This window comes from Maribacter sp. UBA3344 (assembly GCF_002362375.1).
GTDB classification, from domain to species: Bacteria; Bacteroidota; Bacteroidia; order Flavobacteriales; family Flavobacteriaceae; genus Maribacter; species Maribacter dokdonensis.
The window spans coordinates 42,390-67,316 of sequence record NZ_DERI01000001.1 but is presented as its reverse complement, the minus strand read 5'-3'; the positions used below and the strand labels follow the sequence as shown (position 1 = coordinate 67,316).

26 protein-coding genes are annotated in these 24,927 nt (G+C 36.2%); 19 read left to right on the top strand and 7 right to left on the bottom strand.

What is annotated here, in order from left to right:
* The first annotated feature begins 54 nt into the window (after nt 1–54).
* The 8 genes from B2Z27_RS00325 to B2Z27_RS00290 all read left to right on the top strand — a co-directional run bounded on the left by B2Z27_RS00325 (nt 55) and on the right by B2Z27_RS00290 (nt 6,736).
* On the top strand, nt 55–495 hold the full coding sequence (locus tag B2Z27_RS00325) for a hypothetical protein (RefSeq protein WP_286812110.1): 441 nt from the start codon (nt 55–57) through the stop codon (nt 493–495).
* Between the two features lie 51 nt (nt 496–546).
* Complete coding sequence (locus B2Z27_RS00320) at nt 547–2,007, top strand: lipopolysaccharide biosynthesis protein (RefSeq protein ID WP_091607839.1); 1,461 nt, start codon at nt 547–549, stop codon at nt 2,005–2,007.
* A complete protein-coding gene (gene dut / locus B2Z27_RS00315; protein ID WP_286812109.1) occupies nt 2,004–2,438 on the top strand; it encodes a dUTP diphosphatase in 435 nt (144 codons plus the stop codon). Before B2Z27_RS00320 ends, dut begins: the two co-directional genes overlap by 4 nt.
* A 16-nt stretch (nt 2,439–2,454) precedes the next feature.
* Nucleotides 2,455–3,390, top strand: coding sequence for a tetratricopeptide repeat protein (locus tag B2Z27_RS00310; protein ID WP_286812108.1), 936 nt, complete (start codon nt 2,455–2,457; stop codon nt 3,388–3,390).
* Between the two features lie 34 nt (nt 3,391–3,424).
* Nucleotides 3,425–4,183, top strand: a complete 759-nt coding sequence (locus B2Z27_RS00305; RefSeq protein ID WP_286812107.1) for a DUF4292 domain-containing protein — start codon at nt 3,425–3,427, stop codon at nt 4,181–4,183.
* A 4-nt stretch (nt 4,184–4,187) separates the two neighbouring features.
* Entirely contained in the window at nt 4,188–5,411 is a 1,224-nt protein-coding gene (locus B2Z27_RS00300) for a murein hydrolase activator EnvC family protein (protein WP_286812106.1), read from the top strand.
* A gap of 11 nt (nt 5,412–5,422) precedes the next feature.
* Complete coding sequence (locus B2Z27_RS00295; RefSeq protein ID WP_286812105.1) at nt 5,423–6,268, top strand: aldo/keto reductase; 846 nt, start codon at nt 5,423–5,425, stop codon at nt 6,266–6,268.
* 147 nt (nt 6,269–6,415) lie between these two features.
* Nucleotides 6,416–6,736 (top strand): hypothetical protein, encoded by a 321-nt coding sequence (locus B2Z27_RS00290; protein WP_091607828.1) that lies wholly within the window; start codon nt 6,416–6,418, stop codon nt 6,734–6,736.
* Nucleotides 6,737–6,741: 5 nt separating this feature from the next.
* Here B2Z27_RS00290 and B2Z27_RS00285 read toward each other — a convergent pair whose 3' ends face one another.
* A complete protein-coding gene (locus B2Z27_RS00285; RefSeq protein WP_058104512.1) occupies nt 6,742–7,254 on the bottom strand; it encodes an acyl-CoA thioesterase in 513 nt (170 codons plus the stop codon).
* 60 nt (nt 7,255–7,314) lie between these two features.
* Nucleotides 7,315–8,286 carry an SPOR domain-containing protein gene (locus B2Z27_RS00280; RefSeq protein WP_215996809.1) on the bottom strand — a complete coding sequence of 324 codons (972 nt, stop codon included), beginning with the start codon at nt 8,284–8,286 and terminating at the stop codon, nt 7,315–7,317.
* A 92-nt stretch (nt 8,287–8,378) separates the two neighbouring features.
* Here B2Z27_RS00280 and dprA point away from each other — a divergent pair, with 92 nt between their 5' ends.
* The gene (dprA, locus tag B2Z27_RS00275; protein WP_286812104.1) at nt 8,379–9,497 is read left to right on the top strand and encodes a DNA-processing protein DprA; all 1,119 of its coding nucleotides are present in this window, start codon (nt 8,379–8,381) and stop codon (nt 9,495–9,497) included.
* Between the two features lie 181 nt (nt 9,498–9,678).
* On the opposite strand, the gene trpS is transcribed toward dprA, so the two are convergent.
* Nucleotides 9,679–10,647 (bottom strand): tryptophan--tRNA ligase, encoded by a 969-nt coding sequence (trpS, locus tag B2Z27_RS00270; RefSeq protein WP_071340865.1) that lies wholly within the window; start codon nt 10,645–10,647, stop codon nt 9,679–9,681.
* Nucleotides 10,648–10,716: 69 nt separating this feature from the next.
* Between trpS and B2Z27_RS00265 the strand changes: the two genes are divergently transcribed.
* Nucleotides 10,717–11,457 carry a lysophospholipid acyltransferase family protein gene (locus tag B2Z27_RS00265; RefSeq protein ID WP_074670942.1) on the top strand — a complete coding sequence of 247 codons (741 nt, stop codon included), beginning with the start codon at nt 10,717–10,719 and terminating at the stop codon, nt 11,455–11,457.
* On the opposite strand, the gene B2Z27_RS00260 is transcribed toward B2Z27_RS00265, so the two are convergent.
* The 4 genes from B2Z27_RS00260 to recA all read right to left on the bottom strand — a co-directional run bounded on the left by B2Z27_RS00260 (nt 11,454) and on the right by recA (nt 15,096).
* Complete coding sequence (locus B2Z27_RS00260) at nt 11,454–12,968, bottom strand: outer membrane beta-barrel protein (protein WP_286812103.1); 1,515 nt, start codon at nt 12,966–12,968, stop codon at nt 11,454–11,456. The genes B2Z27_RS00265 and B2Z27_RS00260 overlap by 4 nt on opposite strands.
* Before the next feature lie 32 nt (nt 12,969–13,000).
* Nucleotides 13,001–13,567, bottom strand: a complete 567-nt coding sequence (locus B2Z27_RS00255) for an RNA polymerase sigma factor (protein WP_071340869.1) — start codon at nt 13,565–13,567, stop codon at nt 13,001–13,003.
* Nucleotides 13,568–13,583: 16 nt separating this feature from the next.
* Nucleotides 13,584–14,009, bottom strand: coding sequence for a hypothetical protein (locus B2Z27_RS00250; protein WP_286812102.1), 426 nt, complete (start codon nt 14,007–14,009; stop codon nt 13,584–13,586).
* A 79-nt stretch (nt 14,010–14,088) separates the two neighbouring features.
* A complete protein-coding gene (gene recA / locus B2Z27_RS00245; RefSeq protein ID WP_058105109.1) occupies nt 14,089–15,096 on the bottom strand; it encodes a recombinase RecA in 1,008 nt (335 codons plus the stop codon).
* A gap of 370 nt (nt 15,097–15,466) precedes the next feature.
* On the opposite strand from recA, the gene B2Z27_RS00240 reads away from it, so the two are divergent.
* The 9 genes from B2Z27_RS00240 to B2Z27_RS00200 all read left to right on the top strand — a co-directional run bounded on the left by B2Z27_RS00240 (nt 15,467) and on the right by B2Z27_RS00200 (nt 24,919).
* Nucleotides 15,467–16,498: a rhodanese-related sulfurtransferase gene (locus B2Z27_RS00240; RefSeq protein ID WP_286812101.1), complete on the top strand. Its 1,032-nt coding sequence runs from the start codon at nt 15,467–15,469 to the stop codon at nt 16,496–16,498.
* A 241-nt stretch (nt 16,499–16,739) separates the two neighbouring features.
* Nucleotides 16,740–17,936, top strand: a complete 1,197-nt coding sequence (locus B2Z27_RS00235; protein ID WP_091607810.1) for a PSP1 domain-containing protein — start codon at nt 16,740–16,742, stop codon at nt 17,934–17,936.
* Nucleotides 17,929–18,414, top strand: coding sequence for a gliding motility lipoprotein GldH (locus B2Z27_RS00230; protein WP_058104502.1), 486 nt, complete (start codon nt 17,929–17,931; stop codon nt 18,412–18,414). The genes B2Z27_RS00235 and B2Z27_RS00230 overlap by 8 nt, the downstream gene beginning before the upstream one ends.
* Before the next feature lie 3 nt (nt 18,415–18,417).
* On the top strand, nt 18,418–20,763 hold the full coding sequence (locus B2Z27_RS00225; protein WP_058104501.1) for a penicillin-binding protein 1A: 2,346 nt from the start codon (nt 18,418–18,420) through the stop codon (nt 20,761–20,763).
* 106 nt (nt 20,764–20,869) lie between these two features.
* Nucleotides 20,870–21,568, top strand: a complete 699-nt coding sequence (locus B2Z27_RS00220) for a CoA transferase subunit A (protein WP_286812100.1) — start codon at nt 20,870–20,872, stop codon at nt 21,566–21,568.
* Between the two features lie 4 nt (nt 21,569–21,572).
* Nucleotides 21,573–22,226 (top strand): CoA transferase subunit B, encoded by a 654-nt coding sequence (locus B2Z27_RS00215; protein WP_058104499.1) that lies wholly within the window; start codon nt 21,573–21,575, stop codon nt 22,224–22,226.
* A gap of 491 nt (nt 22,227–22,717) precedes the next feature.
* Nucleotides 22,718–23,083: a hypothetical protein gene (locus B2Z27_RS00210; RefSeq protein WP_286812099.1), complete on the top strand. Its 366-nt coding sequence runs from the start codon at nt 22,718–22,720 to the stop codon at nt 23,081–23,083.
* 146 nt (nt 23,084–23,229) lie between these two features.
* Nucleotides 23,230–23,754 (top strand): GNAT family N-acetyltransferase, encoded by a 525-nt coding sequence (locus B2Z27_RS00205; protein ID WP_286812098.1) that lies wholly within the window; start codon nt 23,230–23,232, stop codon nt 23,752–23,754.
* Nucleotides 23,755–23,770: 16 nt separating this feature from the next.
* A complete protein-coding gene (locus tag B2Z27_RS00200) occupies nt 23,771–24,919 on the top strand; it encodes a serine hydrolase domain-containing protein (RefSeq protein WP_286812097.1) in 1,149 nt (382 codons plus the stop codon).
* Nucleotides 24,920–24,927 lie beyond the last annotated feature (8 nt).

The following is a 24,927-nucleotide window of genomic DNA, read 5'->3' as shown; positions in this document are numbered from 1 at the left end:
AATGACGTATTAAACCCATATTACTTATTATCTTTATAAGTATAATATGGTCTAATGAAATATCTTAATACTTATTTTTTACTTTTTTGTCTTTGTTTAACTAGTTGTACTTCTCAGAAAAAGTTGCAAGCAGAACCTTCATTTGATATAGGTAAAGCGTCTTGTCAGGAATATGTGAGTGGTCGTGAAGAAAGTGGTTCTGGTACAGAATTGAGAATTCCGGTTTCGTTGATTGAGAATTCCGATATTCAAATGAATCATATTTATTTTAGGGAAAAACAGGTAGATGCCATTGTCAATACAGTGAATGGCGAAAATGTGATCGTTGTCAGAATACCTAATACTGCTTCAAAATCTCCTGAAGCTATAGATTTAAACCTAGGTAAAGATGAGGCCGTTGTGAGTTACAGCGAAAATGGAAAGTTGAAATATGCAAAGGTATCAGACATAAAACAAAAACAACCCCAAATTTATAAAGGCGCACCCAAAAACTAACTTTGTAACTAGGCTTTTAATAGGTACTTTTATCGCCTTAATGTACAGTGCTTGAATCCACTCAAAAAACTTTTTAAACAAACTGCGATCTATGGCTTGGCAACTGTCTTGCCAAGGATGATTTCATTTTTACTTGTACCTATTTATACCGATGTAATGGCACCGGGCAAATATGGTGAGGTTACTTTAATATTTTCTTGGTTTGCGATTTTCAATGTTTTTTTGGCATACGGTATGGAAACGGCGTTTTTTCGTTTTTACAAGGAGTCAGAAAATAGAAAAAAGGTAGTTAGCACGTCGTTATTATCCATAATGGGCTCAACAGCTTTATTGGTTTTAGTGGGCATATTATTTAAGACGCCATTGTCCACTGCGTTGAATATTGACTTGCCTTTTATGAATTATGTGTTAGGGATATTGGCATTAGATGCTTTAGCTATTATTCCTTTTGCTTGGTTAAGGGCTAATGAAAAGCCAATGCGATACGCCATTGTTAAAATATTAAACGTATCTCTTAACCTAGGGCTCACCTTATTTTTCTTGATCTTTTTACCTAAGATAGCTACAGGCTCATCAACAGGTTTTTTCAACTCGTTATATAAACCAGATTATGAGATACCTTATATTTTAATTGCTAATTTAATTGCTAGTGGTGTTACATTATTATTGATGATCAGGGTTTACATCCGTAAGCCATATGTTTTCGATAAAGATCTCTGGAAAAGGATGGTCCGCTATGCTATGCCGGTTATGGTTGCCGGTATTGCTTTTACCATTAATGAGGTTTTTGACCGCTATCTGTTATCAGAGTTATTGCCAATAGATATTGCCAAAAGTGAAATGGGAAAATATTCAGCATGCTATAAACTTGCCCTGTTCATGACACTTTTTGCGACTGCTTTTAGAATGGGAATTGAACCTTTTTTCTTTAGTCATTCAGATACCAAAAACCCCCAGAAAGCATATGCTCAGATTACAAATTATTTTGTGGTTTTGGGCAGTATTATTTTATTGTCAGTTGTGGTTTTTTCTGATGTTCTAAAGCGTTTTCTTGTTCTAAATGAATCATATTGGGATGCCATGCCTATAGTTCCATTAATTGTTTTGGCAAGTTTCTTCTTAGGAATTTACCATAACCTGTCCGTTTGGTATAAAGTTACGGATCGCACCAAATTTGGCGCTTATATTTCAATGATAGGTGCCGTACTGACTATAATTATCAATTTGATTTTTATTCCGTATTTCGGCTATATGGCATCAGCAGTGGCTACATTAATGGCATATGGTACTATGATGATGCTTTCTTTTTATTTTGGGCGTATGTATTATCCCATTCCATATAACTTTAGAAAAATTATCTTTTATTTAGGAATGTCCATCTTGTTTTCTACGCTTTCATTTTACATTTTTGATAGGAACCTATTTATTGGCATACCTTTATTATTAGTATTCTTGGGCTTGGTATATAAGCTGGAATTTGAAAATCTTAAAAAATTATATCTAAACAGATGAACATAAAAATTATCAATAAGTCAGGTCACGATTTACCCAATTATGAGACTATTGCGTCTGCTGGTATGGACTTAAGAGCTAATCTTACCGAAGCGGTAACACTACAACCTTTAGGAAGAGCTATTATACCAACTGGTCTTTTCATTGAATTGCCTGTAGGTATTGAAGCTCAGGTAAGGCCAAGAAGTGGTTTGGCGGCTAAAAAGGGAATAACCGTACTTAATGCACCTGGCACAATTGATGCTGATTATAGAGGAGAAGTAGGTGTTATTTTAGTAAACCTGTCCAATGAAGATTTTGTAATTGAAAACGGCGAACGTATTGCTCAAATGGTCATTGCAAAACACGAACGTGCTGAATGGAACCAAGTAGAAATTTTGTCTGAAACTGCTAGGGGAGAAGGCGGTTTTGGGAGTACAGGTGTAAAATAGAAATCTGATAAATAGTATGGTAAAGGCGGTGTTTTTGGGTTTTGTGATCGGGGTTTTATGTACCCCCTTAACCATTTGTGCACAAGAAACGCCTGAATTGGATATTGAACAAAGTTCAGAAGTTTTCCTTGAAGAGTATTCTGATACTTTTCAAGAAAATTTTTTCGAAGGCTTAAAGCAGAAAGGCATTAGAAATTATGACCGTGCAATTACGTATTTCTTGGAATGTAAGCGTTTACAACCTCAAAATACCGTTGTTTCTTTTGAGTTGGCCAAATTTCATTTGTACGAGAAGCAATACATCAATGCACAAGAGTATGCGGTAGAGGCATTGAACGGAGAACCAGAAAATTATTGGTATGCAGAAACACTTGTAGACGTTATTAACGCCAAAAAATCCGTAATAGACGATGTTAGAGAAGAATTACCATGGAACAATGTTCAGATGAGGGTGAATTTAGCGGAGATCTATTATTTGAACGAAGATTATGTTACCGCACAAACGCTGTTAAAAGGTGTAAACATCTCTAAAAAGCAAGAGTATTTGGCAAAAAAGATTACGGATTCTATTACTAACCAGAAAAGGACTTTTGTACATTCAGTTAGAGCCGTAAATACTGCACCCAATAAAGATTTAAACAGTATAGAAGGTTTTAAATCTAGAATAGAGGCAATGCTCAAAACAGATACGGGGAATAATATGTTGTTAAAAACTACGGAAGAAGCAATGGAGAGTTTTCCGTCGCAACCCTATTTTTATTATGCCAACGGAGCTGCTTTGAACAGCTTACAAAAGCATAAAGATGCTATTGAAATATTAGAGGGTGCGTTAGATTATTTAATAGATGATATTCCTTTGGAAAATGCCATTTATAAAGAATTGGTCAAAGCCTATACCGCAACCAATAATACGTCTAAAGCAAATATGTACCTTAGTAAAATTAAATCTTGATGTATAGATGATGAAGTTTTTAAAAATAATAAAAATGAAATATGCCTTACCTATGGTCATGATAATTTTCATGGCATCTTGTAAAAGTACAAAGGTGATTTCTGGTGGTACGGTAGATGCTAAGCTATCATCCAAATCAGTTATAAAGGCACATTATCAAAATGAAGCTGGATTTAAAACATTGGCAGGTAGGGTAAAAATTAGTTATTCTGATGGTGAAACTTCACAGAACGTATCAGTGAGCCTACGTATGGAAAAGGACAAGGCAATATGGATGAGTGCTCCTCTTGGCATTGTTAAGGCATATATTACTCCAGATAGGGTGTCTTTTTATAATAAATTGGAAAATGAATATTTTGATGGCGACTTCTCGTATTTAAGTGATTTATTGGGTACAGAAGTTGACTTTTCCATTTTACAAAATTTGCTTACAGGGCAGGCAATTATAGATTTAAGACAAGGAAAATACGATATAGGCATCTCAAATGAGAGTTATCGTTTAACTCCTAAAGAGCAAGACATTTTATACAAAACATTATTTCAGGTTGAGCCAAAGAACTTTAAGATGGCTTTACAGCAACTTTCGCAACCGCTGGAGAAAAGAGTTTTAGAGATTGCCTATAAAAATTATCAAAGTTTGGATAATGAAATTTTACCTAATGAAATTATGGTAAAAGCAATTACTAAGGATAGTGAAAATAATATAGACCTTGAATTTAAGAATTTGGAGTTGAACGGCACGGTCAATTTTCCATATTCAATTCCTAAGGGTTTTAATGAAATAGAGCTTTAAACAGATGTTGTTCAGATTTAAACCTAGTGTTTTGTTACTATTATTGTTTACTTCGGTAAACCTAATAGCGCAGACTAGCGAACAAAAAGCTTTAGAGGAAAAACGCGAACAACTTCAATCTGAAATACGCGATATCAATAGATTGCTATTTGCTGAGAAAAAGGAGAAAGGCAATGTTCTGGATCAGATGGAAGCCTTGGATAAAAAAATTACGGTGCGCCAACAATTAATTCGGGTAACCAATCAACAATCTAATTTGTTGAACAGGCAAATTAATACCAACATCAGAAATATTGGCAAATTAAAAACCGAACTACAAGAGGTAAAGGATGAATACGCTAAGATGATACAAAAGTCTTATCAGAATAAATCCAAACAAAATAGATTAATGTTCCTGCTATCTTCAGAAAGCTTCTTTCAAGCCTTTAAAAGGCTTCAATATATGAAGCAGTATACAGATTACAGAAAAGAACAGGGAGCTGAGATATTGGCTAAAACTGATGAGCTTTCACGGTTGAATGCCGACCTTAACGAGGAACGAAAATTAAAAGAGGTATTATTGGCCCAGAACAAAAAAGCAAAGAATCAATTATTTGCCGAAATTCAATCTCAAAAAGCACTTCTAGGAACTATTCGTAAAAATGAAAGCAAGTATGCAAGTGCAATCGAAGCTAAAAAGAAAGAGGCAAGAAAGATCGATCAACAAATAGAAAAATTGATACGAAGTGCTATTGCTGCTTCTAACAAAAAATCTGGTAGCACTTCCAAGAATACCAGCAAATTTGTTCTTACCCCCGAAGCTTCTAGAATAGCCAGCAGTTTTTCAGCGAATAAGGGAAAGCTGATCTGGCCAGTTGAAAAGGGAATTAAGAGTCAGGGGTTTGGAGTGTATGCGGACCCGGTTTACCCAGGGATCAAGCACCAAAGTAATGGTGTGATCATTGCCACGGATGAAGGAGCCAAAGCCAGGGCGATTTTTGAAGGCGAGGTCATTGCAATTTTAGCAGTACCCGGTGGTAACAAAGGTGTTCAAATTAAGCATGGTAACTTTATAAGTACGTATTACAATCTATCTGAACTTTATGTGAAGAAAGGTGATAAGGTATCAAGTAAGGAAGAGTTGGGTATCGTATATACCAATAGGAACAATGGACAGACCAGGTTAAAATTTTATTTATATCAAGATACGTCTCGTTTAAACCCAGAAGAATGGGTGTACCGTCTTTAAACTGTATTCAAATGGAAAAACACATCAATATTACCGACCTTACAGGGGCTTTTACATTACATAACGGAGTACAAATGCCGTATTTAGGCTTGGGTACTTATCAGTCAGATAATGATCAAGAAGTGGTTAATGCCGTTAAAAGTGCACTTGAAATTGGTTATAGGCACATAGACACTGCTGCAATCTATAAAAACGAAGAAGGTGTTGGTAAGGGTATTCGTGAAAGTGGTATAGATAGGAAAGAAATATTTTTGGTTTCTAAAGTTTGGAATGAAGATCAAGGCTATGATGAAACGCTAAAAGCATTTGATGCGAGTTTAAAACGTTTGGGTGTAGACTATCTAGATCTTTACCTTATTCATTGGCCGGTTAGTGGTAAGTATAAAGAAACCTGGCGAGCTTTAGAGTATTTGTATGCTCAAAAGAAAATAATGGCCATTGGGGTAAGTAACTTTCTTAAACATCATTTAGAAGATATTTTGCAAGATTGTAAGGTGGTGCCTATGGTTAACCAAATGGAGTTTCATCCACATTTGGTACAACAAGACCTTATTGATTTTTGTGCGGCTAAAGGAATTCAATATGAATCTTGGTCTCCCTTTATGCAGGGTAAGGTTTTTGAGTTGGATATTTGTGCAGATTTGGCGAAAAAGTACAATAAGAGCGTAGCGCAGATTATTCTACGTTATAATCTTCAAAAAGGTATTGTCGCTATTCCAAAATCTGTTCATGCAAAACGTATAGCGGCTAATGCGGAAATTTTTGACTTTGAACTATCATCTGAAGACATTTCCTTTTTAGATGGGTTGGAAACTGGTGAACGTATTGGTCCTGATCCCGATAACTTCAATTTTTGATACCCTATTTTGTGATAATGATTTTTATGTTATTTGAATAATATCATTTCTTTAAAAATTAGTTATTATGCTGATTTACATGAAGTTATGTTTAGGTGGTTTCATTTTTTTTGCGAAATTTGGTTAACTGATTAAAAGGAGACTATCATGGAAAATACCTTTACATTACATTCGACAACTACCGATAAAAATTATAATAAAAGAAGTACAAAGTTAAAAGCGGAAACCTATGAGGGTTTTAGATCATATATTCCTATGATGGTCTATGCCGTATTTCTTATAGTAAGTTTAATGATTGCCCTATTTAGTTCATTGCTGTTCTCCAGTATTTTCTTTATAGTAGGCAGTGTAGTCCTAGCAGCACTTTATGTTTGGGTCAATACAAAAGGTGCGGACATGGAAGTTTCTTTTCAAATTGATGTTGATCAGTCTGAATTGGAAAGGGAGTTATACGAACAAGTGGCTTAAAGTAATTATTTGGTAAATAGAGCCTTTAATTCTGTGGCATTGTCCGGTTTCATTTTACCTGCTAAAACCAAACTTAACTGTTTCCTGCGTAGGGCACCCTCAAAACGAGTGATCTCTAAGGGTGTTTCAGGAACCAACTCTGGTACCTCGGTGGGTTTACCGGTTTCATCTACGGCAACAAAGGTATAAATTGCTTCATTTGCCTTAGTTCGTTTTCCGTTATAGCGGTCTTCTATCCAAACATCTATATACACCTCCATAGAAGTATTGTAGGCTCTAGAAACGGCTGCTTCAACAGTAACTACACTTCCTAATGGAATGGCCAAATTAAAGGCAACGTGGTTTACAGATGCGGTTACCGTTATTCTGCGGCTATGTCTTCCTGCGGCTATACTAGCGGCACGATCCATACGGGCCAATAATTCACCTCCAAATAAATTTTGTAGGGCATTGGTCTCACTAGGGAGTACCATATCTGTCATTGTAGTACGAGATGCTGAAGGCGATTTTGCTTCCATTAAATAGAAATTTTCCGCAAAGATACGGGCATCAATGATACTTATAAAATGTGTGCAGGTTTATTTTTCAGATAATAACCAAGCGTCTTTGGACTGTGTAAGCTTAATTTCACGCAGTGCTTTTAAAGCATCGTTTGCATTTGTAAAGCTATCGAATGTAACCATGTGCAATCCATAAGCATTAGTGCCATAATAGCCAGCATTAAAGCCAAGTGACTTTAGCTGTTCTATTTTTCTGTCCGCATTTCCTTTAACTCTAAAGGCACCAGCAACAATATAATGCATTTCTTCACCTTCGTTAACTGTTGGTTGTGTAGTTGAAGTAGAAGAGGCATCAATGGTTACCGTTGGTAATTCTAATGGTGAAAGATCAAAAAATGTAGCTTCCTGTATTTGCTTGTTAACATACTCTTGGGCATCTTGTCTTGCAACTTGCTCATTGGTACGTTGCTGCTGGTATACTCTGTATCCTGTAATTCCTGTTGAAAAGGCCAACATTAAAATAGCAGCATATTTCAAGTATGGTCTAAAACGACCGCTTTCTCTACGCTCAGGACTAATAACGAACGGTATTTTTTCTTCAATTTCTATGATTTCCTCTTTTAGTTCTTCCCTTAAGACAGGAATTGAATTGAAATTGGAAAGTCCGAAAGAGGACGTTAAATAGTTGGTCTCATTTGCAGGCTGAAACAATATTTTGTCTTCGTTGTTCCTAGTAAGAGATCCAATATTCTTTAAGTGCAATGACGTTTCTTGTATCAAGGCCTCTTGCCAAATTTTCACTTGGTTTTCTATTTCTACCAATGCAGTTTCATAAGAAACTTTCTCGGCATTGGATACATAAGAAACCAAAAGCCCGTCATTTGAAACCAGTTGTCTATTAAAAACAATGGATTTATTGGGTGCGCTGAACGTATTGGTAACTACGTTTAATTTCGCAGAATTTTTTTGGGTAAGGAACGCTCCAAACCCTGGGACAACAACACAGTTGTACCTATAAAGTAAATCGCTTATATAGTGTTCTAAAACCATAGTTGCGCAAATATGGAAAAAATAAAGAGGTATAAAAACCTCTTACGTAACTTTTTATTAACATATTTTTTCACCTAATTTGTGAACAAGAAATGAAAACTACACAACATACTGCCGATGAACTTGTTGCAATACTTCGTTTGCAACATGTCCCCAATATTGGAGATGTCCTCGCAAAAAAATTAATTTCACATTGCGGGAGTCCAACAGAAATTTTTGAAGACAAAAAGCAAAATTTATTAAAAATTGATGGTATAGGTACCCATACAATCAAACATCTTTTTGATCTTGAGCATTTGGAAGCTGCTGAGGCAGAATTCAATTATATTACTAAAAATGATATTGAATGCACATATTTTTTAGATGATCATTATCCTAAATATTTAAAGCATTGCATTGATGGACCTATATTATTATTCAAGAAAGGAAATATTGACCTAGCCCAACGAAAAATTATTAGCGTAGTAGGTACCCGTAAAATAACTAGTTATGGAACGGCTTTTTGTGAGCAGTTTATAGAAGATGTGGCACCACTGGATCCTGTAATCATAAGCGGTTTTGCGTACGGAGTGGATATTTGTATTCAAAGGGAAGCCATAAAACATGGGCTACAGACTGTAGGATGCCTAGCACATGGTTTAAATCAAATCTACCCTAAAGTTCATGCAAAATATCAAGCTGAAGTGCTTAAAAATGGCGGATTCTATACTGAATTTTGGAGTACAAGTAATCCTGAACGAGAAAATTTTTTAAAAAGAAACCGTGTAATCGCTGGTATAAGTGAGGCTACAGTGGTTGTAGAATCTGCTGAAAAAGGTGGGAGCCTGGTTACCGCTGATATTGCCAATAGTTATAATAGGGATGTATTTGCTGTTCCTGGAAGAACTACGGACAAGTACAGTTTGGGTTGTAATAATTTAATAAAGCAGCAAAAGGCACATGTAATGACCGCAGCGGCAGATTTGATTTATCTGTTAGATTGGGATATAGGAAAAAAGGAAACCAAGCCTATTCAAAAACAATTGTTCATTGAGCTTGATGAAATTGAGCAAGACATCTACACATATTTACAGAATAATGGCAAGCAGTTATTGGATAGTATTGCCTTAGATTGTAAACTGCCAATTTTTAGAACGTCATCTACCTTATTGACGATGGAAATGAAAGGGGTGATACGACCATTGCCAGGGAAATTGTTCGAGGCTATATGAAGTTATAGCAAACTACTGGGTCTGTTTTTCTAGGTTTGTTACGTATTTTCCTTAGGTTCTTGTACTTTAACGTGAAATGACTTTATGATGACGATGATTTTAAGACATGGGATAAGTATATTAAAGACAAAAACCGACCAAAGGGTCTGTTTTTGTCTTTTGTAGTTTTTTAAACTACTCGTTAATACCCTAACTTTTCACGAACCCTTTCTAGTACTCCGTCTGCAACTTTTCTGGCTTTTTCAGCTCCTAATGCCAGTGCGTCATCAATCTCATTAAGGTTGTTCATGTAGTATTCAAACTTCTCACGTGGTTCTTCAAACTTATTTACAATGACTTCATAAAGTGCTTGTTTGGCGTGCCCATAACCATAATTTCCTGCTAAATAATTAGCACTCATTTCTTCAATTTGAGGCTGACTAGCTAAAAGTTTATATAGCGCGAATATGTTATCGTTAGCAGGATCTTTTGGTTCTTCCATGGGAGTGCTATCTGTTTGTATTCCCATAATCTGCTTGCGTAATTTCTTATCTGTCTGAAACAAGCTGATCAAGTTGCCCTTACTCTTACTCATTTTGGCACCATCTGTGCCAGGTATATACATGGTTTCTTCTTGTACTTTTCCTTCTGGTAATACAAAAGTTTCACCTAATTGTGCATGAAAACGAGATGCGACATCACGCGTCATTTCAATATGTTGCATTTGATCCTTGCCTACAGGTACTATGTTGGCGTCATATAATAGAATATCTGCCGCCATTAACATAGGGTAGGTAAAAAGTCCGGCATTTACATCGTCTAACCTATCTGCTTTATCTTTAAAAGAATGGGCAAGTGTTAAGCGTTGGTATGGAAAAAAGCAACTAAGGTACCAAGCTAATTCTGTGGTTTGCGGTACATCGCTCTGTCTGTAAAAAACGGTGTTTTCAATATCCAGACCAAATGCAAGCCATGTTGCTGCAACTGCATAAGTGTTATGGCGTAATTCTTCGCCATTTTTTATTTGCGTCAACGAATGCATATCTGCAATGAACAGAAAAGATTCGTTAGACGGATCATTGGCCATTTCTATTGCCGGTTTGATCGCTCCTAGAATATTTCCTAAATGTGGTGTTCCCGTACTTTGAATACCTGTTAAAATTCTTGCCATTTTCTTTAATTGTATCAAGCAAAGGTAAAACAATACAAAAAAACTATCCTAAATAACTACTTTTGATTTATGCTTAAAGTCGTTAGACAAATTGGTCAGACCTTATATCGAATTTGGTTTTATATTCTAGTAGCCATACCTATCATTATATTTTTCCCTGTATTGGTCGTTTTTGCCTCAAAAGAGACTTGGTATCCGCAGTTTTTTTGGATGGCAAGAAACCTATGGGCAAAGCCGATACTGTACGGTATGTTTTGTTTTCCAAAAGTGACTTATGAGCAACGTTTGATTAAGAAGAAGAGCTATATGTTGGTGGCCAACCACACCAGCATGTTAGATATAATGTTAATGCTTGTGGTTAGTAAAAATCCGTTTGTATTCGTTGGTAAAAAGGAGTTGGTGAAAATACCACTTTTCGGATTCTTCTATAAACGAGTTTGTATTATGGTAGATCGGGATAATACCCAAAGTAGAACAGGAGTGTACAGAAGAGCACAGAAAAGGCTTCAGCAAGGGTTAAGTATTTGTATTTTTCCAGAAGGCGGTGTTCCAGAAGAACATGTGTTGTTGGATAAATTTAAAGATGGGGCATTTAAAATGGCCATTGCCCATAAAATACCCGTAGTGCCTATGACATTTTATGATAACAAAGAGCGTTTTTCCTTTACGTTTTTTAGTGGTGGCCCTGGTAAATGTAGGGCTAGAGTGCACAAATTTGTAGAGACCCACTCATTGTGCCCAGAAGACACAGTAAACTTGCGGGACCGAGTAAGAAAAACAATACTTGATGATTTGATCAAGAATAGTTAAAATTTGAAAGTTAGGCCACTATAAACGCCAACAGAATACGGTCTAAATGTTCCATTTACATCAGAAAATGTGTTGAGCTGGTATTTAAAAATGGGTTCAACATTAAAACGGACTTTTTGTGAAAAATTATAATTTAACCCTAGACCCATATTGGCACTAAAATTAAGGTCGTTAATATTATTTGCCTCTCCAATTTCAGTAGTTAGATCTCCAGATGTTAACGATACGGCATTATCTATTAAGAAAAGTGAACTGACACCGCCAATAATGTTTACCCCGAATTTTTTATCCAATAGGGCATAATTCAATTCTACAGGAAGCTCTAAATAGCCAAACTGTTGAGACATAAACCCATCTCTTGTAGGGCTTTTTGCTGTAACATCTTGGGCTAAATTGGTAGTGGTATACTTTTCAGAAGTAACAATGTTACTTGCAATTGTCAATGTATTTGAGGTTTCGGCATAATTAATTGTGGATAATTGACCACCTTTAGAAGCTAAACTGGAAGAAGAGGAAAATGCTACATCTTCCGTGTCATAACCATAATCAACTTTATTGATCCCAGAACGAATAGTTAGTTTTTTAGTCACGGCATAAGCCACGGTTACACCGTAACTCATATTTATATTACCACTTTTGGTATTAGGAGTAAAAATAGAATTGACTGGAGAACCTTCACCAAGTGCATTAAAATATACTGGTGCAACATTGGGACCTGCGGACCATCTATTGGTCGCTACTTTTTCCTTTTTCAATTCTTCTTGGTGTTCTATTTCCTCAAAAATTGATTTTTTGTTGGGTTCAACTGTTTTAGTAGCTTCTTCAATAGGGGTGTTGGCAGTAACGGTATGTTCTTCTTTAAGATTATCCGTGTTTAGAGATTTAAAGGATTCTCTTTTATTGATTGCCATGGCTTCGCTTGAATTCAAATCTTCGTTCAGCGAATTTACCGTGTTGTTTTCATCAAAACCTTCTTTAGAGATGTTTTCTGCAATTAAAGTTTCTTGTGATGAAGCATTGGTTTCTTGGTCAATAGTATTGTTTTTGGCAATATGGTCTGTGGTTTGAGCTTTTTTATCGTTGTTTTTTTTGGTTAAAACTGTAGATGTATTGGTTTGTTTTTCCGGGTTTAATGAACTGTCTTCAGGATCATTTACAGATTCTTCATTAGATATGCTTTGCTCAACAATTGCATTTGAATTGGTAGTTATGGAGTCAATAAAGACCTCATTTTTGATGTTCGGTTGAATGTCATCAATGGATGTAGGGGCATTGTCAGTTTCCACCAAAATCTCATTGGTAGTTGGTTCATCTGTAATTGGATTAAAAATTAATAATCCGATCAATAAAGCTGCCGCTATTCCACTTAATGACCACCATATAGGTATAACCCTTCTTTTTTTTCTTTTATCCAATGACGCATCAATCGCACGCCAAACCTTGTTGTCCGGTGCTTGTTTGAAGTCCGAGAGTTTATCTCGAAAAAGTTCGTCTATATTTTTTCTCTGCATCTAGTACTATTTCAGTCTATAATCATATTAGATTATAAAAAGTGATTTGATATTATGATAAGGACACTAATAATGGACTGTGTTACCTTTGTTTCTATTTTTTCTTTTAATAATGCGCGCGCCCTTGCGAGGTTGGATTTTGAAGTACCTACCGAAGTACCCAGTATTTCGCTGATCTCTTTATGGGTGTATCCATCCAAAACATATAAATTGAATGTAGCTCTGTATTTGTTGGGCAATTCTTGTATGTAGCCCAAGAGGGTTTGTAGACTTATATCGCTAAAGGCGTTATCTACGGTTACTTCTTCTTCTGTGTTATCCGTAACTACATTTAAATACTCTTCTTTTCTATATTTTTGAAGAGCGGTATTGACCGTAATTCTTTTCATCCACCCTTCAAAAGAACCTTTGTTTTTAAACTGACCTATTTTGTCATAAATGGTCATAAAGCTATCATGTAGGGTGTCTTCTGCTTGAGATTTGGATTTTGAATATTTTAAACATATGCCAAAGAGGGTAGTTGCGTAGGCTCTATACAATAGTTCCTGCGCTTTGCGGTCTCCTTTTTTGCAATTATGTATGAGTTCTTCTAGACTCACAAATGGTCGGTTGTTTTTAAGGTTTGTTTACTGGAACTACAATTTCCATATATTCTGCCTCTCCGTCACTATTGTTTCCGGTATAAAATTTAAATGTATATGGTTTATCATAGATTACCTGAAAGTTAAAAGATGCAGTTTCCTGTATTAATTCTTCAGTGCAATCATCGAAATCTGTTCTTACGGTGCCTATGGCAACTACGCTTCTAACGGTCAAGGAATCCTTTACAACATCAAACCCTTCGTAATACGTACAGCTATCTGGTTTTATATAATCTACAGATATTTTGTAGGTTTCGTTTAAATCAAACGATTCTGGTACTTCTGCTTCTACAATTTCCAGCGCTGTAAAATGGAAATTGGCGCCATCATCATCAATAGAACAACCATTGAATAGAAATGCCATGACAGTTACCAGCAGCATTATCTTTTTTCTCATCATATAACAGTTTTGTTTATAAGATGAAAAGTAAGTGCAATGGTTGCGTTAAGTTACTCTTGCTAAAGTATTTTTATTGAATTTATGCATTTAAGGCTGCAATGGCTTCTCTGATCTTACCATCTAATTCCTCAAATAATTCAGGATTATCCAATAATAGGTTTTTAACCGCATCACGACCTTGACCTAATTTTGTGTCGCCATAGCTAAACCAAGAACCACTCTTTTTTACTATTTCATATTCAACACCTAGGTCTATTACCTCGCCAACTTTAGAAATACCTTCGCCATACATAATATCAAACTCTGTAGTACGGAAAGGTGGTGCAACCTTGTTCTTTACAACTTTAACTCTTGTTTTGTTTCCTTGTACGTTACCATCGGTATCTTTTATTTGAGTAGATCTTCTAATATCTAAACGAACGGAAGCATAAAATTTAAGAGCGTTACCACCAGTAGTGGTTTCTGGGTTACCGAACATAACACCAATTTTTTCACGTAATTGGTTAATGAAAATTACGGTACAATTTGTTTTGCTGATAGAACCGGTAAGTTTTCTAAGCGCTTGTGACATTAAACGTGCATGAAGCCCCATTTTAGAGTCACCCATTTCACCTTCGATCTCACTTTTTGGGGTTAATGCCGCAACGGAATCCACAACAACAATATCAATAGCTCCAGAACGTATTAGATTGTCTGCAATTTCTAGTGCTTGCTCCCCATTATCTGGTTGAGAAATAATTAAATTGTCAATATCTACCCCTAATTTTTGAGCGTAAAAACGGTCAAAGGCATGTTCTGCATCAATAAATGCCGCAATACCTCCATTTTTTTGTGCCTCGGCAATGGCATGTAGAGTCAAAGTGGTTTTACCAGAAGATTCCGGTCCGTAAATTTCAATTACCCTACCTCTTGGGTAACCGCCTACACCTAAGGCAATATCTAAACCTAATGAGCCAGAAGGAATCACTTCAACATCTGCAACAACACTATCCCCCATTTTCATTACAGCGCCCTTTCCGTAGGTCTTATCCATTTTGTCAAGGGTCAACTTTAATGCTTTTAATTTTGCTTCTTTTTCAGAACTCATTTTCATAATTTTTTGGAAAGCTAAATTACCAATTCTTTTTTGAACTATATAATATTGAAACCGTTTACGCAACCAATTTATGTATTTGACATCTATTTAAAAATAGAAGTTGCTTTATTGGTTATAGATCGCTGTTTAGTGTTGGCGATTATTGGTGGCTATTTCCTTTTGTTTTCTCTAAGAATGTTATGAAAAAGAAAAAATGGGATAGCCTTTAAAGAGCCTTGTTTATAAACAGGGCTCTTTTTAATTTATATAAGGTGTTAAACCTTAATTAAATAGGGGTTTCTTCAGAATTATCGTTATTTTTGCCCTTCAAAAATTTTCTATAACCTTCTGCCTATGGGCAGGCTTAAATTATTAGTATAGCATGCAACTGTACAATACGTTAAGTGCAATAGAAAGAGCGGCTTTAATTGAAGAAGCGGGCAAGGAGCGCCTTACGATCTCTTTTTATACCTATGCACACATTGGTAATACCACTATTTTTAGAAATCACCTTTTTATCCATTGGAATGAAATGGACGTTCTTGGGCGAATTTATGTTGCCCATGAAGGTATAAACGCCCAACTTTCTGTTCCTGCAGAAAACTTCAGCGTTTTTAAGGCACATTTAGACAGTATTTCATTTTTGGAGAATGTAAGATTGAACATTGCCATAGAACAAGACAACCTTTCTTTCTTGAAACTAAAAGTAAAAGTGCGCAAGAAAATTGTAGCCGATGGATTAGAGGATAATTCTTTTGATGTAACCAACAAAGGTATTCACGTGGGGGCAGAACAGTTCAATGAGCTTATTGAAGATCCAGATACGGTGCTAGTGGATATGCGTAACCATTATGAAAGTGAAATAGGTCATTTTAAAAACGCCATAACTCCAGATGTTGATACGTTTAGAGATTCGTTGGATATCATTGAAAAGGACTTGGCAGATCATAAGAAAGACAAGAAACTTGTAATGTACTGTACCGGTGGCATTAGATGTGAAAAAGCCAGTGCTTATTATAAACATAAAGGTTTTGAGCAGGTTTATCAGTTAGAAGGGGGTATTATTGAATATACCAGACAAGTGGAACAAATGAAGCTTGAAAATAAGTTTAGAGGTAAGAACTTTGTTTTTGACCACAGAAGGGGAGAGCGTATTAGTGATGACATCATTGCCAATTGCCACCAATGTGGCGCACCTTGCGATGATCACGTGAACTGTGCCAATGAAGCTTGCCACTTATTATTTATTCAATGTAAGTCTTGTGCGGAAAAGATGAATAATTGTTGTTCAGATGCTTGTAAGGAAGTACATGAGTTACCATATGAAGAGCAAAAGGCGCTAAGAAAAGGTAAGGTAGTCAGCAATAAGATATTCAAGAAAGGACGGTCTGAGGTATTGAAGTTTAAAAAATAGAGCTTCGTTTGTATAGTAAACGTCAGAGCTAAGGCTGTTTTAGGTGTTTAAAGCTTGCTTTTTGAACGCTCTTTTGTTGTGACAACCCTATGGGCGACTAATAATTATTGAAGCTTTTTAAAACGGTTAGAGAGAACTTAGCTTTTATTTCACATTAAAAAAACTGTATCTTTACCTATAAGTTTTTTATGAACCTTTTTTGGTGAATTTTAGAAAATTCGACCAAATCAATATATATAATATGGGTTGTAGTAGTTGTTCTACCGGTAAGGATGGACAACCAAAGGGATGCAAGAATAACGGTACTTGCGGTACAGATGGTTGCAATAAACTGACAGTTTTTGACTGGCTTTCAAATATGTCGCTCCCAAATGGGGAACGACCATTCGATTTTGTTGAGGTAAGATTTAAAAATAGTAGAAAAGAGTTTTTTAGGAATACTGAAAATCTCTCACTTTCCATTGGCGACATAGTTGCCACACAAGCACAGTCAGGTCATGATATTGGCATGGTTACCTTAACGGGTGAGCTTGTTCGTGTGCAAATGAAACGAAAAAAGGAATCCTTTAAAGAAGAAGAGGCTCCTAAAATCTATAGAAAAGCCAGCCAAAAAGACATTGATATTTGGCAAAAATGTAGAGATCGAGAAGAAGAAATTAAGAAAAGAGCACGGGAAATAGCTATTATCTTAAAACTTCAAATGAAAATTTCCGATGTTGAGTTTCAAGGTGATGGCTCTAAAGCTACGTTCTATTATACGGCAGATGAGCGTGTAGATTTTCGTCAGTTGATAAAAGACATGGCCAAGGCTTTTGGCATTAGAATAGAAATGCGTCAAATAGGCTATAGGCAAGAAGCCCAGCGTCTAGGTGGTATAGGTTCTTGTGGTAGAGAATTATGTTGTTCTACTTGGTTGACCGATTTTAGATCGGTAAGTACCTCTGCGGCACGCTACCAACAATTATCATTGAACCCGCAAAAGTTGGCAGGTCAATGTGGTAAGCTTAAGTGCTGTTTAAATTATGAGCTAGATGTGTATTTAGATGCGCTTAAAGACTTTCCTTCCCAAGATACAAAGTTGTTTACGGAGAAAGGTTTAGCTTTCTGTCAAAAAACGGATATTTTTAAAGAAATGCTTTGGTTTTCTTATAAAGAAGATCCGGGCAATTGGCACGTGCTTTCTAAAGATCAGGTCAATGAAATCCTTCAAAAAAATAAAAAGAAGGAAAAGGTAGCTAGCCTTGAAATGTACGCAATGGAAATTGTAGTAGAGGAAAAAGTAGTTTTTGAGAATGTTGTTGGTCAAGATAGTCTTACCCGTTTTGATAAGCCTAAAGGCGGAGGAAACAGGAACAAGAACAGAAACAAGAACAAGAATCGAAACCGTAATAAGAACAAGAATAGAAATCGTAATAGAAATCAAAAGAAGAATGCGTAGTATATTTTGTTGTTTTTTAGCACTTGTGCTCTTTGCTTCTTGTGACAGCAATATTATAAAATCTGAATACCGAACATTGGAAGATGGTGTTTGGAACAAGGATAATGTTTTAGAGTTTTCTCTAAGTGAAATGGATACCGTTACGGAACATGATATCTTTATTAATGTAAGAAACGACAATACCTTTCCATATAGTAATTTATTTATTATTGCAGCTCTAACTACACCTGAAGGTGAGGTTACTAAAGACACACTTGAATATGCCATGTCTTTACCAGACGGTACATGGTTGGGCAAGGGCAATGGTAGTATAAAGGAAAGTAAATTGTGGTATAAGGAAAACATCGTTTTTTCCACTTCTGGCGTATATACTATTGAGGTATCCCAAGCAATGCGTAAAAACGGTAATGTTTCTGGTATTATTAACCTAGAAGGTATTACTGATGTAGGTATAGAAGTAACAAAAAGCACCCCTTAAAAAATGGCAAAAGCGGTAAAAAAGAAAACAACCAACAATTTTTCCAAATTCATCTTGTGGTTTTGGATCTTATTTGCATCTGGTATTGCCTTAGTGGCACTAATATTTTTATCTGCCTCATGGGGGCTGTTCGGTGAATTGCCACCCTATGAGTATTTGGAGAATCCACAAACCAATTTGGCATCACAGATTATATCTTCAGATGGTAAACTTTTGGGTAAGTTCTATTTAGATGATAACCGTACAGATGTAAAGTTTGAAGAACTTCCGGATAATCTGGTCAATGCACTTATTGCAACGGAAGATGCTCGTTTTAGAGACCATTCGGGTATTGATGCTCGTGGTACAGTAAGGGCATTCGCATATTTGGGAAGTAAAGGTGGTGCCAGTACCATTTCGCAGCAATTGGCGCGTCAGCTTTTCGTTGGGGTTCGTTCTAGAAGCAAGTTCGATGCTATAAAACAAAAAATAAAAGAATGGGTACTTGCTATTCGGTTAGAGCGTAGTTATACCAAAGAAGAAATCATAAGTATGTATTTCAATATCTATGATTTTGGTAACAACGCAGATGGTATTAGATCGGCTGCTCGTATATATTTTGGTAAAGAACCTAAGGATCTTAAAATTGAAGAATCTGCTATGTTGGTGGGTATGTTCAAGAACTCATCGCTTTTTAATCCATTGCGTAGAGAAGAAATGGTAAAGACCCGTAGGGATGTTGTTCTTGCCCAAATGGCAAAATATGATTACATCACGGAAGTGGAGAAAGATTCGCTTCAGGCTATGAAAATGGATATCAATTACAATCCTGAAACACATAGCGTAGGTCTAGCTACTTATTTTAGAATGTATTTGCAGCGTTTCATGAAAGATTGGATCGATAAAAATCCAAAGCCAGCCATTGGTGATGAACCGGACAAGTATAATTTGTATTTAGACGGACTCAAAATTTACACTACCATTGATTCAAAAATGCAGGCTAATGCAGAAGAAGCGGTCAATGAGCACATGACAAAATTGCAAGCGGAGTTCTTTCATCAAAATACACCGGATAGAAATAAAACCGCGCCTTTCTTGGATATTACGCCAGAAGAAACAAAGGCAATTATGGAACGGGCTATGAAAAATTCCGATCGATGGAAGATTATGAAAAGCGAGGGTAAATCTGAAAAAGAGATTCGAGAGTCTTTTGATAAGAAAACAGAGATGACCGTTTTTGATTGGAAAAGTCCAACAAAAGAAAAAGATACAATTTTAACTCCGCGAGACTCTATTCGTTATTATAAAGCATTTTTAAGAACGGCAATGATGTCCATGGAACCACAAACGGGTCATGTAAAAGCATGGGTAGGTGGTATTAATTACAAGCATTTTCAATATGATAATGTAATTCAAGGAGCAAGACAAGCAGGTTCTACGTTTAAACCTTTTGTATATGCTGCCGCTATAGACCAATTGCGCTTATCTCCTTGCGAAACTCGCCCAGATACACAATATTGTATAGAAGCGGGCAAACACGGTAACATGGAGCCTTGGTGTCCAAGAAACTCTAACCTCAAATATTCTGGTAATAGCTATTCTTTAAAGAAAGCCTTAGCAAACTCTGTAAACACCGTTACGGCACAATTGATTGATGAAGTGGGACCAAAATCTGTAGTGAGCATGGTACGTAATCTTGGTCTTACGGGAGATATTCTAGAAGTACCTTCAATTGCTTTAGGTACGTTAGATGTTAATGTATATGAAATGGTTGGTGCATATGGTGCCTTTGCAAATCAAGGTGTATATGTTAAGCCTGTTATGGTTACACGTATTGAAAATAAAGATGGTACCGTACTATATGAGTATGTACCAGAAACAAAGGATGTTTTAAGTAAAGATGTTTCTTATGCTATTTTAGACCTAATGAAGGGTGTAACCCAAGGTGGTTCAGGTACACGTTTAAGAACAACTGGGTTTAATAAATGGAGACCGGAGTATGATGAAATTATAACGGGTTATCCTTATAAGTTAACCAACCCTATTGCGGGTAAAACAGGTACCACTCAAAACAATAGTGATGGTTGGTTTATGGGTATGGTGCCTAATCTTGTTACCGGAGTATGGGTTGGCGGTGAAGAACGATCGGTTCACTTTAAAAGTATCACATATGGTCAAGGTGCCTCTATGGCTTTGCCTATATGGGGGCTATATATGACCAAGAATTATGCTGATGAGGAGTTGGGTATTTCAAAAGAAGACTTTGTTAAACCTGAAAATATGTCCATTGAAATTGATTGCGATAAATTTGTAGAAGGCACTAATACTGATTCGGACACAGATGATGATCTAGATGATTTGGATTTTTAAGAGATAATGTAATGTATTTAAAAAAGGTCTTGGCGTGCGCTAAGACCTTTTTTTATTTTATCCCATTTATATTCGGTATTTTAGTAACAAGATAATTAATAACAAAATGATACGTAAAACTGTAAATAATGTAACCGAAGCTTTAGCGGGCGTTAAAGATGGAATGACCTTTATGTTGGGCGGATTTGGTCTTTGCGGTATACCCGAAAATGCAATTACTGAACTAGTAAGATTGGGTGTAAAGGATATTACCTGTATATCCAATAACGCGGGAGTGGATGATTTTGGCTTGGGATTATTGTTGCATCAACATCAAATTAAGAAAATGGTATCTTCTTACGTTGGTGAAAACGATGAATTTGAAAGACAAATGTTAAGTGGTGAGTTAGAGGTAGAGTTGACACCACAGGGCACATTGGCTGAAAAATGTAGGGCTGCCCAGGCTGGTTTTCCCGCATTTTATACTCCTGCTGGATATGGTACAGAAGTAGCCGAAGGTAAGGAGGTTAGAGAATTCAATGGTAAAATGTACATTTTAGAAGAAGCATTTAAGGCAGATTATGCTTTTGTAAAAGCTTGGAAGGGAGATGCTGCCGGAAATTTAATTTTTAAGGGTACGGCACGTAATTTTAATCCTTGTATGTGCGGAGCCGCTAAAATTACCGTTGCGGAGGTAGAAGAGTTGGTGCCCGAAGGTGAGTTGGATCCAAACCAAATACATATACCTGGTATTTTTGTGCAACGCATATTTCAGGGTAAGGATTATGAGAAAAGAATAGAACAAAGAACTGTACGTCAAAAATAAGCTCATGTTAGATAAAAACGGAATTGCAAAAAGAATTGCACAAGAAGTAGAAGACGGTTATTATGTTAATCTAGGTATTGGTATTCCTACCTTGGTCGCAAATTATGTGCGAGATGATATTAGCGTGGAGTTTCAAAGTGAAAACGGAATTTTAGGTATGGGTCCCTTTCCAGTGGAAGGCGAAGAAGATGCAGATTTGATCAATGCCGGTAAACAAACGATAACAGCATTACCTGGAGCTTCTTTTTTCGACTCGGCCACAAGCTTTGCCATGATAAGGGGTAAGCATGTTGATTTGACTATTTTGGGGGCAATGGAAGTTGCTGAGAATGGCGATATAGCCAATTGGAAAATACCCGGTAAAATGGTGAAGGGAATGGGTGGCGCTATGGATCTTGTAGCTTCAGCGGAGAATATCATAGTTGCGATGATGCATACCAATAGAGCTGGGGATTCTAAGCTATTAAAACGTTGTAGTTTGCCATTAACGGGTGTGGGTTGCGTAAAAAAGATAGTTACCAACTTAGCTGTTCTAGAGGTAACCGAGAACGGATTTCTATTGTTAGAGAGAGCACCTGGTGTTAGTGTTGATGAAATTAAGAAGGCTACGGAGGGTCAGTTAATTGTACCTGATCAGGTTAAAGAAATGGAAGTTTAGAATACCGAGAATTCATCGGTGAAATGTGCTTTTCATTTTTTTCACAACAGGTTATATTCTATACACAACAATTTTTGTTAGAATTGGGGGAAACAAATATATCTTTAGGTCTCAATAAAACCCTTAATCTATTAATTCCTTAACCACCATGAATTCTCAAACAAACAACATTACACCAGAACATAAGGTACAGGTTTACAGAAATGACTTTTTAAGCGGATTTCTTAGACTTACTAAAAAGCTGTTTATGCTATAAATTAACTTTAAAGAATTAAAAAAAAGAGCGACTAATATGTCGCTCTTTTTTTTTGCACCATGTCTAGATATTTCTTTAAATATTATTACGGTGCTCAATTCATAAACCAATCAGTAGAAGTTCACAACAGTTTGGCTAAGTTTTACCACAAATATTATTTAGTAAGAAAAAGACTACATATATTTGTATGGTAATTAAGAGTGAATCCCAAATCGCTTTTGAAACTTAACCTAATATGAAGTATGTATTCAACTACCTGGTTCTGATGGTACTGGTTACCTCATGTTCCAAAATAGAGGAGAACAATGACCCCATAATCGGTATTTGGCAGCATACAGTGAAAACTGCTACCAATGAAAATAAAATAGTGGTTGATAATGAGGAATGGATTTTCAATGACGTTTATTTAGGTAGGTTTCATGGCTATAACAAGGGTCAAGTGGTTTACCTAACAGATTTCATTTGGAGTGTTCACGACGGAATTTATATAGTAAGCTATCCAGGCACAGATTTCCCCGACGATTTTGTAAAAATGGAAGAAACCGACAATGGTACTATTTTAATGAGAACAGAAGGAAAATTATTTGCAGAAAAACAATAAAAGTTCGCATATGAAAAATGCCCGCGAATAATAATACCGCTTTTGTAGAGCGGTATTAAAAACAGATAAGTTATCAAATCAACCTTTTTATAGAATTTCCCCCGATTAGGAGCAAAGTAATTTGCTCCTTTTTCTATTTTAGTAATATGGAACTCACATTTACCAAATGTTCTCTTAAAGATGCGGTACAATTAAGATTGATTTCTGAGCAGACCTTCGTAAATGCCTTTGAAAAAGATAACGACCCGGCAGATTTTAAAGATTATATAGAAAAGGCTTTTGCCCTTAATAAAATTAAATCTGAACTTTTAAATGCCAACAGCGAGTTTTATTTCGTATTCAGAAATGATATGTTGGTGGGTTATTTTAAACTCAACGTACTTTCTGCGCAATCAGACGTTAAAAGAGCTGATAGCATAGAGTTAGAACGCATCTATGTTTTAAAGGAGTATCAAAATTTAGGTTTAGGGAAACAATTTTTGCATCACATTAAAAATATAGCATTAATAAAAAAGAAGAAAATGCTATGGTTAGGGGTATGGGAAGAAAATGTAAGGGCAATTAAATTTTATGAACGTCACGGTTTTCAAAAATTTGATACCCACCCGTATTTCATAGGCTCAGATGAACAGACCGATTGGTTAATGCAGTTCGATTTAAGTACCTTGTAACTTTAAACCAACATTTATGAAATATTCTCTTATCATCTTTTTGACTATTTTCTTAATTGGAAATATTCATGCTCAAGATTATTACTTTCCCAATGCGAACGCTTCTTGGGAACAGCGTGCTCCAAAAGATTTTAAAATTAAAGACGCATTATTGCAAGAAGCTATTGCTTTTGCAGAAGACAATGAATACTCTGGGTCTAGAGATTTACGTATAGCAATTGTTAAGGGTTTTGAGCGCGAACCTTTTCATAAAATATTGGGACCTACAAAGAAAAGAGGCGGACCTGCTGGTATGATTTTAAAGAATGGCTATGTGGTTGCACAGTGGGGAGATACAAAGAGAGTGGATATGACCTTTAGTGTAACTAAAAGTTTTTTAAGCACCATGGCCGGTCTTGCAGAAGACCAAGGTCTCATTGAAGACACTAAAAATTTGGTTGGTGATTACGTATGGGACGGTACTTTTGATGGTGCCCATAATTCCAAAATTACATGGGAACATCTTCTACAGCAAAACTCGGCTTGGTCAGGTGAGCTATGGGGAGGTAAGGACTGGGCAGATAGACCGCCAAGTAAAGGAAATATTGATGACTGGAAAATGGAAATGCCCAAAGAGCCAGGTACTGTTATGGAATATAATGATGTTCGTGTAAATGTTTTGGCATATTCCCTAACCCAGGTTTGGCGTAAACCAATGCCGTTGGTACTAAAGGAAAATATTATGGATAATATTGGGGCATCTACTACATGGCGTTGGTATGGCTATGACAATGCATGGACAGAGATAGATGGTCTACAAATGAAATCGGTCACTGGAGGAGGTCATTCAGGGGCAGGAATGTTTATCAGTACCCAAGATATGGCACGCTTTGGTCTGTTGTTCTTAAATAATGGTAGGTGGGAAAATAAACAATTGATTTCCAAAGATTGGATTAGAAAGGCAACAACACCATCCATACCTAATAGTAACTATGGGTATATGTGGTGGTTGAATAAAAAGGGTGCAAGACATTGGGAAGGATTATCTGAAAACATTTATTACGCTGCCGGTTTTGGAGGTAATTTTATAGTTATAGACAAAGAAAATGATCTTGTAGTCGTTACACGTTGGTTAGAACCGAATAAAATTGGAGCATTTATGAAGAAAGTAAACGCTGCCTTATAAATTGAAGC

Excerpts from the sequence above, each read along its gene's own strand:
- B2Z27_RS00325 (WP_286812110.1), top strand. The coding sequence starts at position 55 with ATGAAATATCTTAATACTTATTTTTTACTTTTTTGTCTTTGTTTAACT.
- dut (WP_286812109.1), top strand. The coding sequence starts at position 2,004 with ATGAACATAAAAATTATCAATAAGTCAGGTCACGATTTACCCAATTAT.
- B2Z27_RS00310 (WP_286812108.1), top strand. The coding sequence starts at position 2,455 with ATGGTAAAGGCGGTGTTTTTGGGTTTTGTGATCGGGGTTTTATGTACC.
- B2Z27_RS00305 (WP_286812107.1), top strand. The coding sequence starts at position 3,425 with ATGAAATATGCCTTACCTATGGTCATGATAATTTTCATGGCATCTTGT.
- B2Z27_RS00300 (WP_286812106.1), top strand. The coding sequence starts at position 4,188 with ATGTTGTTCAGATTTAAACCTAGTGTTTTGTTACTATTATTGTTTACT.
- B2Z27_RS00295 (WP_286812105.1), top strand. The coding sequence starts at position 5,423 with ATGGAAAAACACATCAATATTACCGACCTTACAGGGGCTTTTACATTA.
- B2Z27_RS00290 (WP_091607828.1), top strand. The coding sequence starts at position 6,416 with ATGGAAAATACCTTTACATTACATTCGACAACTACCGATAAAAATTAT.
- B2Z27_RS00285 (WP_058104512.1), bottom strand. The coding sequence starts at position 7,254 with ATGGAAGCAAAATCGCCTTCAGCATCTCGTACTACAATGACAGATATG.
- B2Z27_RS00280 (WP_215996809.1), bottom strand. The coding sequence starts at position 8,286 with ATGGTTTTAGAACACTATATAAGCGATTTACTTTATAGGTACAACTGT.
- dprA (WP_286812104.1), top strand. The coding sequence starts at position 8,379 with ATGAAAACTACACAACATACTGCCGATGAACTTGTTGCAATACTTCGT.
- trpS (WP_071340865.1), bottom strand. The coding sequence starts at position 10,647 with ATGGCAAGAATTTTAACAGGTATTCAAAGTACGGGAACACCACATTTA.
- B2Z27_RS00265 (WP_074670942.1), top strand. The coding sequence starts at position 10,717 with ATGCTTAAAGTCGTTAGACAAATTGGTCAGACCTTATATCGAATTTGG.
- B2Z27_RS00260 (WP_286812103.1), bottom strand. The coding sequence starts at position 12,968 with ATGCAGAGAAAAAATATAGACGAACTTTTTCGAGATAAACTCTCGGAC.
- B2Z27_RS00250 (WP_286812102.1), bottom strand. The coding sequence starts at position 14,009 with ATGATGAGAAAAAAGATAATGCTGCTGGTAACTGTCATGGCATTTCTA.
- recA (WP_058105109.1), bottom strand. The coding sequence starts at position 15,096 with ATGAGTTCTGAAAAAGAAGCAAAATTAAAAGCATTAAAGTTGACCCTT.
- B2Z27_RS00240 (WP_286812101.1), top strand. The coding sequence starts at position 15,467 with ATGCAACTGTACAATACGTTAAGTGCAATAGAAAGAGCGGCTTTAATT.
- B2Z27_RS00235 (WP_091607810.1), top strand. The coding sequence starts at position 16,740 with ATGGGTTGTAGTAGTTGTTCTACCGGTAAGGATGGACAACCAAAGGGA.
- B2Z27_RS00230 (WP_058104502.1), top strand. The coding sequence starts at position 17,929 with ATGCGTAGTATATTTTGTTGTTTTTTAGCACTTGTGCTCTTTGCTTCT.
- B2Z27_RS00225 (WP_058104501.1), top strand. The coding sequence starts at position 18,418 with ATGGCAAAAGCGGTAAAAAAGAAAACAACCAACAATTTTTCCAAATTC.
- B2Z27_RS00220 (WP_286812100.1), top strand. The coding sequence starts at position 20,870 with ATGATACGTAAAACTGTAAATAATGTAACCGAAGCTTTAGCGGGCGTT.
- B2Z27_RS00215 (WP_058104499.1), top strand. The coding sequence starts at position 21,573 with ATGTTAGATAAAAACGGAATTGCAAAAAGAATTGCACAAGAAGTAGAA.
- B2Z27_RS00210 (WP_286812099.1), top strand. The coding sequence starts at position 22,718 with ATGAAGTATGTATTCAACTACCTGGTTCTGATGGTACTGGTTACCTCA.
- B2Z27_RS00205 (WP_286812098.1), top strand. The coding sequence starts at position 23,230 with ATGGAACTCACATTTACCAAATGTTCTCTTAAAGATGCGGTACAATTA.
- B2Z27_RS00200 (WP_286812097.1), top strand. The coding sequence starts at position 23,771 with ATGAAATATTCTCTTATCATCTTTTTGACTATTTTCTTAATTGGAAAT.